Source organism: Paenibacillus arenilitoris (assembly GCF_014705655.1).
In the GTDB taxonomy this organism is placed as follows: domain Bacteria; phylum Bacillota; class Bacilli; order Paenibacillales; family Paenibacillaceae; genus Pristimantibacillus; species Pristimantibacillus arenilitoris.
This window is the reverse complement of the sequence record NZ_JACXIY010000010.1, coordinates 179,484-192,378: the sequence shown is the minus strand read 5'-3', so window position 1 is coordinate 192,378 and position 12,895 is coordinate 179,484. Positions and strand designations below refer to the sequence as shown.

Below are 12,895 nucleotides of genomic sequence, written 5' to 3'. Positions count from 1 at the left end.
ATGCATCATAAGAATAACTTTTCACGGAAGCTAGCGGAGCAAGTCCGATAGCTTTTATTTTCAACCAACTTGTAACTTATACAGTTATAGGTTGGCAAAAAAACGATTGGGAGGAACAAAGAATGAAAATGCTAGTTACGGGCGCGACAGGGAAATTAGGAACGAAAATCGTAGAGGCGCTGTTAAAATCGGTACCGGCGAGCCAGTTGGCCGTCAGCGTCCGCAATCCGGACAAAGCGGAAAGGCTCCGCGCCCGCGGCGTCGACGTTCGGCACGGGGATTTCGACCGGCCGGAAACGCTGGATGCCGCCTTTGCCGGCATCGACCGCTTATTGATCATTTCGGCGGACGGCGACAACGATACGAGAATCCGGCAGCACGGCAATGCCGTAGCCGCCGCCGCGCGCGCCGGCGTTCGGTTTATCGCGTATACGAGCCTCGCCGATGCCGGCGAGAGCAGCATTTTTCTGGCTCCGGTGCACCGCGCCACGGAAGAGGCTATCGCGAAGACGGGCATCCCCTACTCCTTCCTGCGCAACAACTGGTACCTGGAGAACGAGCTCGGCGGCATTCAAGGCGTCATCGCCGGCGCTCCATGGGTAACGTCCGCCGGATCGGGAAAAGTGGGCTGGGCCTTGCAGCAGGACTACGCCGAAGCGGCCGCGGCCGTATTGGCCGGCGTCGGGCACGAGAACACCATATACGAGCTGTCCGGCAAGCTGCTTACGCAAGAGCAGCTGGCGTCCGCCCTTGGCGACGTGCTGGGCAAGGAAGTGCCCGTGCGGCAGGTCGACGACGACGCTTACGCCGACATCATGAAGGGCGCGGGCGTGCCCGAATTCGTCCTCCCTATTCTTGTCGGCATTCAGCAGGGCATCCGCGAAGGCGCGCTTGAGATCGAAAGCGGCGATTTCGACAAGCTGCTCGGCCGTCCGGCCGTGCCGATCCGCGAAGCGCTGGCCCGGCTCGCGGGCGAAATCGCCTCGGCCGGCTCGCGGCCGGCATCCGGTCATTAGACGAATATACAGGCCAACATTGCCGCACGGACATATACTCTTATATCTAATAAATACAGGAGGCCTACGCGCGGCATGAAAAAGAGATCAAAGCGGGCAAAATCCAGCTTCCGCTTGCATGGAGAGGTCATCAACAGCTCCTACAATGAGTTGAAGCATCTGGACTTCCATCCCGGGAAGAAACCGAAGCCAACGCTTCTGGAAGCATTAGATCTGCTGCAATCGGCAAAGCCAAAGTAACTTTATAAATTCTTGTATTTTATCAAAAGAACCGTCCCGTCGACGGTTCTTTTCATTTGCAAATCCGCGCCTGCGCCTGCGCCCGGCCATGCCTGCCCCCGCCCCGCCCTCGGGCTTGTTCGCATTCTTTTCCAATTATTGAATACACTTAAGTATTCGATAACGGGAGGATTTAAGAAATGGCACAACAAGGGCAATCGTTTATGCGAGGCACGCTCGTCCTGTCGGTCGCCGCTTTCATCAACCGCATTCTCGGCTTCGTCAGCGGCATGTATATCGCCCGCGTGCTGGGCGCGGAAGGAATCGGCCTGCTTATGATGGCGCACCCGCTCGTGCCGCTCGTCATTACGATAACGGAGCTTGGCTTGCCGGTCGCGATCTCGAAATTGGTCGCCGAGGCTTACGCCCGCGACGAGCGGTTGAAGGTGCGGCGCATCCTGCACGTCTCGCTAGCCATCACCGGCGTCCTCAGCGTGACGCTGACGAGCGTGACGCTGATCGGGTCCGAGTGGATCGCCTCCATCCTGCTGAGCGACCAGCGCGCGTACTACGCCATGCTCGCGATAACGCCGATCGCGCCGATCGTCGCCGTCTCCGCGGTGCTGAAGGGGTATTTCCGCGGCATTCAGCAGATGAAGACGATCGCCGCTTCCGACGTGCTCGAGCATACGGTGCAGATCGCCTGCGTGCTCGCTATGGTGCACCTGCTGCTGCCCTACGGCATCGCGTATGCCGCCGCGGGCGCGATGGCGGCCTCCGTCGTCAGCGAGGCGATCAGCCTCTCGTTCCTGCTAGCAAGCTACAAGCTGCGCGGCGAAGCGAAGGCGCCCGGGGAGACATGGGCGAACCACCTGAAGCATGGAAGAAGCACGCTCTCCGAGCTGCTCAAGATCGGATTACCGACGACCGGTCACGGCGTCATTCAATCGCTGTACTTCTCGTTCCAGCCGCTGCTCATCACGTCGAGCCTGGCGCTGGCCGGCATCAGCACGGCGGTGGCCACGCAGCAATTCGGCCTGCTGGCCGGCTATGCGTTCCCGCTGCTTTTTATGCCGAGCTTCATCACGCAATCGTTGTCCACCGCTCTCGTGCCCGCGATCGGCGAGGCGGCGGCGAACAAGAACGGCCTTCTCATGCATGAGCGGATGAACCAGGCGATGGGCCTCGGGCTGTTGATCGGAGCGCCGGCGACCGTCATCCTGTTCGAATGGGCGACGCCGCTGACGACACTTGTCTACGACGCGCCGGATGCGGGCATGCTGCTCAAAATTTTGGCGCCGATGTTCTTCCTGCACTATTTCGACGCACCGCTGCACGCGATCCTGCTCGGGCTCGGCCGGGCGAAGGACACGCTCGTGAACTACGTGATCGCCTCGCTGTTCAAGGCCGTCTCCATCTTCGTGTTCGGCAGCCAGTTCGGCATCAAGGGCGTCGCGTACGGCATCGGCATCGGCATCGTCATGCAGGCGCTGCTCAACTTCCTGTCGATTTCGGGCTCGATCGGGTTCTATTGGAATATCCGTCCTTACCTCCAGGTCGGCGTCAGCATGGCGGTGATGGGGATTGGCGGTCACTGGACCTTCGGCTATTTGACCGAACAAGGGCTGCCGCTGCTTTGGAGCACGCCCGCTTCCATCGTCGCCGCCTTGCTCCTCTATTTCGCCGCGCTCGTGCTGACCGGCACGCTGAAGTGGAGGAGCATGCGCCTTCGCATCGCGATCCCTTGGTAGGCTGCGGAGGCGGCCTTTAATTTATTGCAACGCTCTTCATCGTTCCGCCAGCTCGAGCAGCTCGCTCACCGTCACGAGCAGATAGCCCCGGTCCGTAAGCGTTCGTACCAGCCGCCGCACGGCCTCGATCGTCTGGGAGCGGTCGCCGAAGCCGTCGTGATAGAGCAAGACGCTCCCCGGCCGGGCATGACGCAGACTCGTGTCAACGATATGCTCCGCGCCGGGCATCTCCCAGTCCTTCGACTCCCCGTTCAAAGCCCCCGCCACGCTGTAGCCGAACCGGTCGACGACGGTTTGCGTGTCTTCGTTATGACGCAGGTACGGAGGCCGGAAGGTTAACGGCTTCCTGCCGGTCAACGTCTCGATGAGCCGCTCGGTCCTCTCAAGCTCCTGCCAGGCATCGTCCGGGCTTAAGTCGGTCAACGCGGGATGGCTGTACGTATGGTTTCCGATCTCATGTCCTTCCGCCGCGACCGCCTTCACCGTCTCGGGCGCCTTCAGCATCTGCTCCCCGATCATGTAGAAGGTGGCCCGGCCGGACACCTCCCGAAAAATGTCCAAAACTTGCGGCGTGTATATCGGATTAGGGCCGTCATCGAATGTCATCGCGATCGCTTTGCGGGACGTTGGAACTTCATGAAACATGTTATCGCCGTTCATCCTGCATCCCCCCTGCATAAATGTTAGTCAATCATATCCGTCAGGCTCGAACGGGCAAGGGACCAAATGCATGGTCCCCGCGTCGATTGCTTATTCGTTCGAAGGCTTGGTTGCCGTCAGCGTCACGGGCCCGAGCAATCCCGATGGCAGCGACAGGCCGTCGTAACGGTTGGCCAAGCTGTTCGTAACCGCCACCGTCAGCACGTTCCTTCCTTGCCGCAGGAGAGCGCCGATACGGTACGAATACGGCTGCCACATCCGTACGCCCGCTTCCCGGCCATTCACCCATAACCGGGCCATTTCGTGCACCTGCCCAAGATTCAGCTCGTACTCGCGCCCGTTATCGAACGCCTCGAGTTCGAAGCTTGTTTCGTACCGAACCGTGCCCGAATAGCGCTCCCCTCCTGCCCATTCCGTCCAAGAGGTCAAAGGCTGCGGATCCGTACCTGGCGCGCCTTCCGCCGTTTGCCAGCGTTCCGACAGATCGATCGTTACCGGCGGCGCGGCCGGAATGTACGGGCGCGAGACGCCGCGTTCGCTGGGGTCGATGGCGATAATGACGCATTCCCTGCGTTCGACGATCACAGGTATCCTATGGCCATCCGTCGCCTCTTCGCTATAGGCCGGTTCCCACGCGCCCGACCAAGGATGCCATATTTCCGCCCTTCCAAGCCATGTCGTGCGCAGCGTTCCTTCGAATCGGCTTTCCCCTTCGTTCGCCACGACCAGGAAGCTCGCGCCATCCTTCGTCACGCGGCTGACTCGAATCGAGGGCGCTGCGGGCTGCAGCACGACATCGCGTCCGATGACCTGATCCAGAAGGCGGGGAATTTCTTCCGCCGCATCGACGCGGCGAGCGCCGATCCCGTCTATTCCTTCGCGACCGGAAGGCAGCTCGATCACCAATCCGCCTTCACGGATGAACGCTTCAAGCGCCTGCCGGCATGCGGGGCCGAATCGGCTTCCGTCTTCGACCAGAATCGCTTTATAGGCTTGTCCGGCAATGCGGACCGTCCCTGCCTTCGACTCGCAAGCGTCGACCAGAAGGTCTTCTTCCAAGTAATTGAATTCGATCTGATTCTCGTACAGCGGCTTCGCGATATGCCAAGGCAAGTACGCGGCCTGCGCAAGCACGGCAACCTGAGCGGCGTTCGCGCTATCGGTCATCAGCCAGCTCATCCGCTTGATATAGCGGGAGAATTCATGGAAATGCGGCCACCAAATGTTATGCGGCCCCACATCCGGCGGTCGTTCGTCTCTCCGCTCCTCCCGGATCGAGTAGTAGAAGGCGTGCGGACTGATCAGGTTGACGCCTCTGACGAACAGCCAGTCCAAATACCACTTCATGTTATCGGCGGTGAGCGCCCACCCGCTCTCTTTGCCGCAGACGCCGAAGCATTCGTTCAAATTCCGTCTCCTGCCGCGGTGGCGCGCCGCATCGGACGAGCATTTGCCGAGCGTGCTGTGCGGTCCCGTCAGCGAGCTCCCGTTATCGGGCGCGATAAAACGCCATACGACATCCTGGCCCGGGATATGAAAATGCTCGAGAAGCCCGATGTCGTCGCTCGCCGCCGGATGCCCGGTCAGTCCGATGCCGTGCGATTCGCACCAATCGGCAAGACGTTTGTAATACGTTCGGGACAGACGGCTGCGGATCGCGGATTCGTACCGGTCCCGGCACGCTCTCGTCCCCTCCCCCGCTTCGAACCATAGGGCGGGCAAATCGCGTTCCCGGTTGCCGCCGCTTACGAATTCGTCCAAGAATCCTCTCGTCCAAGGCTTTAAGCCCCGAAGGTGTCTGCGGCCAAGCAAATCCGGCTCGTCGGTAAACATGGCGATGACGGTGGTTCCGAAGTAGTCCTTCAGTCTTTTGTAATAGCGATCGTGCGTAAGCGAAATGAAGGTGTCCACCGCATCGGGATTAAGCAGATCCGCGGCCCGGGGAGCGCCCGGCTCCCCGTCGTCCTGGCCGCGGTGGATGCCGCGAATCGTACCTTTCGAGTCCGTCTCCGCGAAGAGAAGCACCGACCAGTTCCCGTCATCTGGCGGTACGAATTCCGCGATGCCTTGGTCGAAGTCAAGCAAGGCCACGCTGTCCGGGTCGATCGCCGTCTCGGTTATTTTGCGCGCCGCCTGGACCGAGACGATTCGATCTCCGTCTCCCGTCTCCAGCTGTATGCGGCCCCCGTCCTGCCCGCACGGATACTCGACGAGCTTCAGCCCGCGGCTGGCATAGCCGGGATTGCGACCCGCGACCAGCCCGCCGGCGGCGCCGGACGGATACATGGCCTCGTCATACAAAATGACGCTCATGCCAAGGCGGGCGGCTTCCGCGACGGCAGCTTCCACAAGATCAAAATAAGCGTCGGACAAGTACGGCATCGAGCGCGGCAGGCCCATTCGGGGATGAATGACGAACCCGCTAATTTCTTTCGCGTGAAAATCTTGTATTTGACGAACGATTTCTTCCATGGACAATTCGTCGTTCCAAAACCAGAACGGAATCGGGCCGAATTCGGCGGGAGGATCGGCAAACCTCTCTCTCAAGGACGCCAGTTTGTTCACGTCGCACACCTCGCTTCCCAACTTCTTATCCTACAGCGCAAGCCTTGGTTGCATTCGATCATAACCTTGCCCGATTCGCATAAAAGCCGCTCTTTTTATTGTCGCTCGTCGGTCGAGGCGGGATTAATTTCAAAAGGTGAAACTAACCGAAAAACAATGAAGCTGAGCGTAAGATTAGTTTCAAAATTTTAAACAACAACGGATCGTATCGAACTCGAACACTCGATTTGTACCGTTTAATTTCAAATACTGAAACTAAGCAGCAATCAACCGAAGTTTTGATCGATTTAGTTTCATTTTTTGATATTAACATTGCTCTTTCGCGGTTATCGCCGAAGAAGGCGGGCGTAACAGAGAAGCGCGGGCGATTGTTCGATCAATCAGACAAAAAGGGAGTTTTGCCTAATAGACCATCCGGTCAATATAACAAAATAACGCAGCCCGAATCGGCTGCGTTATCGGTTAAGCCGGCGGGAGAGACGCGATCAATTCTCGATCGAAGGTTCCGTCTCCTTCGCTGTCGCTTGCTCTGTCTCCTTCTCTAACTCCGTCTCGTTCCCCTTCACCTTCTCCAGGACAGCTGCCAAAAACGCAAGCGCCAGCCCCTGCCCCCAGCCCTGGGCCCACTTCCTGTCGATGCCGAGGTAGCCGGCGATATCGTTCATGACGGCGGTGCCGCCGGATACGTTCAGCACGCGGCCGTTGTCCGCGATGTTCGCCAGCAAGCCGTCAAGCGCCTTCTGCACGTACTTCGCGTGCAGCGGGTTGCCTTGCGTGACCATCGCCGCCGCGATGCCCGCCGTAGCCGACACTTCGCCGTAGGCTTCCGGGTAGTCGAGCACGGTGCCCCAGAGGCCGTCTTCCTTCTGCAGCTTCTTGATCGCCGCCAGCTGATCGCGCAACGAACTCCATATATGCATCATCGGCGGATACAAATAAGCTTCCGGCAGGATCTTCGCCGCGCGGGACATCGTATACGCCGCCCAAGCGTTGGCGCGCGCCCAGTAGATGCCGGACATATGATCCTGCTTGATATGGTTGTAGCCGTGGTACCACAGCCCGTCGTTCTCGTCCTGCAAGTAATTGATATGCCAGAAAAATTGATGCAGCGCGTCTTCCACGAGATGTTTTTTGTCGAACAGGATGCCTGTGCGCAGCATGAAATACGCCGCCATGAACAGCGTGTCCGCCCAGCACTGCTCGGGGAAATCGTTTTTGGCCGATACCGTATGCTGCAGCACCCGGTCGCCGAATCGAAGCGCTTTATTTTCCAGGTAGTCGATTTTGCTGAAAATAAGCTCGGCATACTTCTCGTCCTTCGTCTGTTCGTAGAGGGTGAGCAGCATATGCCCCATCGCGCATGTATTGACCGTCCAGCCCGGCAGGCCCGCTTCGATGTATTCGTCCACCCAGGCGATCATCCGGTCGAGGTAGGCTTGCTCGCCCGTTACCTCGAACGCCCGGCTGACGCCGTAGTAGGCGACTCCGCCCGGCCAATCCCAAGTCAGATCCATGTCGAACGTGTACGCCGCGACGCGTCCGACGGCCTGCTTCAAATCGCTTGCATCAGCGTGAATTTTCATCCCGTTCATCTCCTCATCATCATGTCCAAAGCCCCCGCCGGAAGCAGGGGCCGTGGAACGGATTACAAATCTACGAGTGAAGCTTGACAATCCATACGTCGCGGCCCGCAAGCTCCGCCTTGCCGCCATCGATCGGGCGGCCGGTCAACAAGTCAACGCCGGAACGATCGCCCAGCTCGACGCTAACGGCATCCTCGTTATGGTTGAGCACGAACAAGTAATCTTGGCCGTCCTTGGAACGGAGCGTCGTCTCCACGCCTTCCGGCGCGGTGCGAACGAGAGGCCGGATGCCGCGGGAGGCGCACAGCTGCGACAGCCAATCCTGGAGGAACGACGTCTCCGGGCTCGTCGCCAAATACCAGGCTTCGCCCGCCCCGAACTTGTTGACGGTAAGCGCCGGCATGCCGCGATAGAAATCGTCGCCGTACACCGCCTTCACTTCGGCCCCTTCCGAGTGGATCAGATCGCAGAGCATGCCGCATTCGTATTCCGCCCGAAGGCCCGGGGCGCCGTCCGGTACGACAATCCGGTTGCGCTGGCTCGGCAGCAAGGCGTCGATTTCTTCCGCCCAAATGCCGAGCAGCTTCCGCAGCTCGCCGGGATATCCGCCCGTTTGGACAAGATCGCTTTCGCCCACGATGCCGCTGAAGAAGGTCGTAATAAGCGCGCCGCCGGCCTGAACGTATTTCTCCAGCTTGTCCGCTACGCCCTGCTTCACCATATACATAACGGGCGCAATAACGAGGTCGTAGCCGCTCAGATCGGCTTCCACGCTTACAACGTCCGCCGCTATACCCAAGCGGTACAGCGCATCGTAGAACTTATGCGCTTCGTCCACGTAGCGAAGGGCGATCGTCGGACCGCTGGACATTTCGACCGCCCACCAGTTTTCCCAGTCGAATAGAATCGCGGCTTTGGCCCGAACCCGGGCATCCAGAAGCGTATCGCCGAGCTTCCCGAGCTCCTCGCCGAGCCGGGCGCATTCGCGGAATACGCGCGTATGCTCGTGGCCGGCATGCTCGATGACGGCTCCGTGATATTTCTCGCAGGCGCCGATCGACCGGCGAAGCTGGAAGAACAGAATCGTATCCGCGCCTCTGGCCACCGCTTGATAGCTCCACAGCCGCATGACGCCCGGACGCTTGAGCGAGTTGTAAGGCTGCCAGTTCTGCTGGCTCGGCGTCTGCTCCATGAGCATGAACGGCTGACCGTCCTTCAGCCCCCGCATCAGATCGTGCATCATGCCCGTGTAGCTGTGCGGCGTATCGAACCGGGGGTAGTTGTCCCATGACACGACGTCCATGTGCTTCGCCCATTTATGGTAATCGAGCTTCTTGAAGGCGCCCATCAAATTCGTCGTGACGGGAATGTCCGGCGTATGCTTCTTGACCGCTTCATACTCCAGCTTGTAGCAGTCGAGCAAGCTGTCGGAATGGAAGCGGATGTAGTCGAGGGAGATGCCCTGGAAGTTCGTCTCCGTCCGCCCGTTCGCGCCGGCCCATTCCTCGCTGAGGCCGCTCGGCAGGACGATGTCTTCCCAGTCGTGGAACGTATGGCCCCAGAACCCGGTATTCCAGGCGCGGTTCAGCTCGTCCAGCGTGCCGTAACGCGCCCTCGCCCATTCGCGGAAAGCCGCCTCGCAGTTGTCGCAGTAGCAGTTCCCCGCGCCGCCGTATTCGTTGTTGATATGCCAGATCAGCAAGGCGGGATGGTCCTTGTAGCGCTCCGCCAGCTTCTCCGCCATGCGCGATGCGTACTTGCGATAGGTCGGGCTGTTCGGACAGGAGTTGTGGCGTCCGCCGAACTTGCGTTTGCGGCCGTGGAAGTCGACTTGAAGCACGTCGGGGTATTTGCGCGCCATCCAGGCGGGATGCGCCGCCGTGCTCGTCGCGAGGCAGACGCCGATGCCGTTCGCGTGAAGCTTGTCCATCATCTCGTCGAGCCAGCCGAAATCGTAGGTGTCCTCGTCGGGCTGATTCTTTGCCCAAGCGAATACGTTCAGCGTCGCCACGTCGATGCCGGCCAGCTTGAACATGCGTATATCTTCGTCCCAAATCGGCTTCTCCCATTGATCGGGATTGTAATCGCCGCCGTACCAAATTTTCGGTTTTTTCGGGTTAATCATTCGGTCACACCTCATTTTATATGGTAAAACAGCATTGGATAACTTCATTTTATGGCTTATAATGACTGTATCCAATATAAAAAAATAGAAATAGCATATAAGAATATGGAGGTTCAATGCGATGCGCCGAGTAGTCCCCGCCTCCCCGGCGGAGTTGCTGCCCCTGCAGCTGGAGTCGATTGGCATCAAACCCGATCAGGAGACGATGGCAAGGCCGCACGGCTATCCCTACTACCACTGGCTTCAGACGCTGGAAGGAGAAGGAGAGCTGTCGATGAACGGACGCACCTGGAGGATGACGGAGCGGACGGGCGTCCTGCTCGCCCCGGGGACGCCCCATCGATACGAGGCCAGAGGCGGCCGTTGGCGGACCGGCTTCATCACCTTTCACGGAAGCTCGGCCGCGAGCATCGTCCAATCGTTCGGCTGGAGCGTCGCCGAGCGCTTTCAGTGGGAAGCCGGCCATGATCCGATCACCGGCCAGCTGGAAAGCTTGCTGACGTTCGCCGAATCGGGCGGCGATCCGTCGGGATGGCGGTACTCCGCGGATTTGTACCGGTTTCTGACGCTGCTTAGGACCGATGCCCGCACGGATAACCGGCCGTCCATATCGAAACGGCTGGAGCGTGTTCAAGCGCTGCTGGATTGGCTTGAAAAAGAATTCGCCAACCCGGGAATCGGGTTGGCGGAGATGGCTGCGCAGCTCGGCATCGGCGAGAGGCAGCTGAACGAAAGATTTCGCGAGCTGTTCGGCCAGACGGCGTACGCCTATTTGATTCAGCTGCGGCTCCGCAAGGCGAAGGAATTGCTGCCTTCCCTTCCGGATTGGACCGTGCGCCGCATCGGAGAAGCGGTCGGGTTCCGCGACGCGAGCCACTTCGTGGCCACGTTCCGCCAGAAGGAAGGCATGACGCCGGACGCGTACCGGAAGCTGTACGGCGAGGGGGCCGCTTCGGAGCGCCCGCACAATTAACATGAAAATAAGGATCTCTCCGGGGTTGAACGATTTCGAAACGGAACGGGCAAGCCCTATCGCAAAGCGAAGTCAACACTCATTCCACGCCTCAGCCCCTCCCCCGGGCTTACTTCCTCGCGCTCGCGCTGACGGTATTCTCCGGGCGTCAAATTCGTCCATTTCCGGAAAGCCGTCTGGAATGCACTGGGCTCGGAGAAATGCAGCAAATAGGCAATCTCTCCGATCGTATACTCCGTCTGTGCCAAATAACGGATAGCGAGCTCCTTGCGAACCTCATTGGCCAATCGGTTATACGAAGTATTCTCCGCCTTAAGCCGCGATTGCAAAGTTCTAGGGCTCATCAAGAACTCCTTGGCCGCTTCCTGCAGGTTCGGAAAATGGGACGGCATGCATTCGATGATCCACTTGTTCAGATTGCTCGTCAGTTCGGAGTAACTTGAGGCAAGCTTGGCTCTAACCTCCTCGGCCATCGCTTGAAAGACATTGAATAGCCGCGTATCCGAACCAATAATCGAATAGTCAAGTATCTCTTTGCTTAACCGCAGCGAATTCACTTGCTGATGGAATAGCGGCATCATCCCAAAAACAGCCTCGTACTCTTCGATCTGCGACGGCGGGGCGTGCATGAAACTAATCGCTTTAACGGGGAGAGGCCGACAGCTTAACGCAAGCAGCGTCCGATAGAAGGAGGCCGTCATGCACTCTATGAAGTGCCGGCCGGGAGCTTCCGGCGAGTTGCCGAGAAATATGGAAATAACGACATCCTCGCCTTGTACCTCAACATTGATGTTGAATCCGCTGCAATCGATGAAGTTATACTTCTGATAAGCCGACAGCGCTTTTCCCAAAGTTTTGGAATGCAGCATGACATAGCCAAGAACACCTAAATCAGAAAGGCTCAAGCGCTGGCTCTGATGAAGCCCGAACATCTCGTCGCCGGTATAACGGGCAGCTGCCACAACAATACGTTCAAAGTCATCCTGAACGATGCGAGCTTCCGGGGTCCGGAGCAAACCGGCATCCATCCCCGCGTAAGCGCAAAAGGAATCCCAATCGTACCCGCCTAGCGCCATCGTCTTCAATATTGGCAACAAAAGAGACACGGATACGTCGTCCCTGTTCATTCAACTTCTTCCTTCCATTGCGCGAATGATCACTTTATTCGCGTTTTTCGTCATTTTTTGCAACCTCTTCAGGATGTATCATTGCCATATAACCATCATACCACGGAGGAGTTAAAATGAAGAATAACATTGCTGTAATTATCGGGCACCCAAATCCGGAAAGCTATTGCAATTCGCTGGCACAAGCCTATAAGAAGGGTGCAGTAAGCAGTGGAGCGAATGTACGAGTCATCGATCTCGGAAAAATCCAATTCGATCCCATTCTGAAGTACGGTTACCATAAGCGGACGGAGTTAGAGCCTGATTTGGTAGCTGCGCAGGAGACGATCCGCTGGGCAGATCATCTTGTATTCGTCTATCCGAATTGGTGGGGCTCGGTGCCGGCGATCTTGAAGGGCTTCTTCGACCGGGTGCTGCTGCCGGGCTTCGCTTTCAAATACGATACGCCTACTTCTTTAGTGCCCAAGCAGCTGCTTAAGGGGAAAACGGCGCGCCTCATCGTGACGATGGATACTCCGCTCTGGTACTACAAACTATTTTTAAATAGGGCCAACCACATTATTATGAAGCGCAACATTCTGCAATACATCGGGATCAAACCCGTGAAAATCACCGAGTTCGCCATGCTTAAGTTTAAGAAGAAAGATGTGCTGGAAAAATGGTTACGGAAAGCGGAGGGACTCGGTGCTAACAGGGGTTAATCGTAGTAAACGGATGAGCATCAATAGATGCAATGCGAAAACCCAAGCCTGGCTCCGGCTTGGGTTTATTTTCGCCAAATTAGCTCCTTATTAGACATCTCGCGACCATACAAACTAGGCCGCCGGCCTGGATAACGTATATCCGTTGTGGATTTATGTCATTCGCTCCTCTGCC

At 58.1% G+C, this 12,895-nt stretch carries 10 protein-coding genes; 5 read left to right on the top strand and 5 right to left on the bottom strand.

All coding sequences use genetic code 11. From position 1 onward, the window contains the following. The first annotated feature begins 122 nt into the window (after positions 1 to 122). From IDH41_RS08350 to spoVB, 3 genes are all read left to right on the top strand, one after another. Positions 123 to 1,016 carry an SDR family oxidoreductase gene (locus IDH41_RS08350; RefSeq protein ID WP_190859974.1) on the top strand — a complete coding sequence of 298 codons (894 nt, stop codon included), beginning with the start codon at positions 123 to 125 and terminating at the stop codon, positions 1,014 to 1,016. Between the two features lie 75 nt (positions 1,017 to 1,091). Further along, positions 1,092 to 1,256, top strand: a complete 165-nt coding sequence (locus IDH41_RS08345; RefSeq protein ID WP_190859973.1) for a hypothetical protein — start codon at positions 1,092 to 1,094, stop codon at positions 1,254 to 1,256. A gap of 179 nt (positions 1,257 to 1,435) precedes the next feature. Continuing rightward, a complete protein-coding gene (gene spoVB / locus IDH41_RS08340) occupies positions 1,436 to 2,986 on the top strand; it encodes a stage V sporulation protein B (RefSeq protein ID WP_190859972.1) in 1,551 nt (516 codons plus the stop codon). 36 nt (positions 2,987 to 3,022) lie between these two features. Here the strand turns inward: spoVB and IDH41_RS08335 are convergent, their stop codons facing one another. From IDH41_RS08335 to IDH41_RS08320, 4 genes are all read right to left on the bottom strand, one after another. Further along, positions 3,023 to 3,646 carry a polysaccharide deacetylase family protein gene (locus IDH41_RS08335; protein ID WP_223829554.1) on the bottom strand — a complete coding sequence of 208 codons (624 nt, stop codon included), beginning with the start codon at positions 3,644 to 3,646 and terminating at the stop codon, positions 3,023 to 3,025. A gap of 90 nt (positions 3,647 to 3,736) precedes the next feature. Further along, on the bottom strand, positions 3,737 to 6,211 hold the full coding sequence (locus tag IDH41_RS08330; protein WP_317890706.1) for a glycosylhydrolase-like jelly roll fold domain-containing protein: 2,475 nt from the start codon (positions 6,209 to 6,211) through the stop codon (positions 3,737 to 3,739). 485 nt (positions 6,212 to 6,696) lie between these two features. Further along, entirely contained in the window at positions 6,697 to 7,794 is a 1,098-nt protein-coding gene (locus tag IDH41_RS08325) for a glycoside hydrolase family 88/105 protein (RefSeq protein WP_190859971.1), read from the bottom strand. Positions 7,795 to 7,864: 70 nt separating this feature from the next. Continuing rightward, the gene (locus tag IDH41_RS08320; protein ID WP_190859970.1) at positions 7,865 to 9,919 is read right to left on the bottom strand and encodes a beta-galactosidase; all 2,055 of its coding nucleotides are present in this window, start codon (positions 9,917 to 9,919) and stop codon (positions 7,865 to 7,867) included. Between the two features lie 121 nt (positions 9,920 to 10,040). On the opposite strand from IDH41_RS08320, the gene IDH41_RS08315 reads away from it, so the two are divergent. Continuing rightward, on the top strand, positions 10,041 to 10,892 hold the full coding sequence (locus tag IDH41_RS08315) for an AraC family transcriptional regulator (RefSeq protein WP_190859969.1): 852 nt from the start codon (positions 10,041 to 10,043) through the stop codon (positions 10,890 to 10,892). 56 nt (positions 10,893 to 10,948) lie between these two features. On the opposite strand, the gene IDH41_RS08310 is transcribed toward IDH41_RS08315, so the two are convergent. Next, on the bottom strand, positions 10,949 to 11,968 hold the full coding sequence (locus IDH41_RS08310) for an AraC family transcriptional regulator (protein WP_223829571.1): 1,020 nt from the start codon (positions 11,966 to 11,968) through the stop codon (positions 10,949 to 10,951). Positions 11,969 to 12,135: 167 nt separating this feature from the next. Here IDH41_RS08310 and IDH41_RS08305 point away from each other — a divergent pair, with 167 nt between their 5' ends. Further along, positions 12,136 to 12,720 carry an NAD(P)H-dependent oxidoreductase gene (locus IDH41_RS08305; protein WP_190859966.1) on the top strand — a complete coding sequence of 195 codons (585 nt, stop codon included), beginning with the start codon at positions 12,136 to 12,138 and terminating at the stop codon, positions 12,718 to 12,720. Positions 12,721 to 12,895: the final 175 nt, after the last annotated feature.

What these genes read in the sequence shown, in the direction of transcription:
- IDH41_RS08350 (WP_190859974.1), top strand. Translation starts at nt 123, where the DNA reads ATGAAAATGCTAGTTACGGGCGCGACAGGGAAATTAGGAACGAAAATC.
- IDH41_RS08345 (WP_190859973.1), top strand. Translation starts at nt 1,092, where the DNA reads ATGAAAAAGAGATCAAAGCGGGCAAAATCCAGCTTCCGCTTGCATGGA.
- spoVB (WP_190859972.1), top strand. Translation starts at nt 1,436, where the DNA reads ATGGCACAACAAGGGCAATCGTTTATGCGAGGCACGCTCGTCCTGTCG.
- IDH41_RS08335 (WP_223829554.1), bottom strand. Translation starts at nt 3,646, where the DNA reads ATGAACGGCGATAACATGTTTCATGAAGTTCCAACGTCCCGCAAAGCG.
- IDH41_RS08325 (WP_190859971.1), bottom strand. Translation starts at nt 7,794, where the DNA reads ATGAAAATTCACGCTGATGCAAGCGATTTGAAGCAGGCCGTCGGACGC.
- IDH41_RS08320 (WP_190859970.1), bottom strand. Translation starts at nt 9,919, where the DNA reads ATGATTAACCCGAAAAAACCGAAAATTTGGTACGGCGGCGATTACAAT.
- IDH41_RS08315 (WP_190859969.1), top strand. Translation starts at nt 10,041, where the DNA reads ATGCGCCGAGTAGTCCCCGCCTCCCCGGCGGAGTTGCTGCCCCTGCAG.
- IDH41_RS08310 (WP_223829571.1), bottom strand. Translation starts at nt 11,968, where the DNA reads ATGGCGCTAGGCGGGTACGATTGGGATTCCTTTTGCGCTTACGCGGGG.
- IDH41_RS08305 (WP_190859966.1), top strand. Translation starts at nt 12,136, where the DNA reads ATGAAGAATAACATTGCTGTAATTATCGGGCACCCAAATCCGGAAAGC.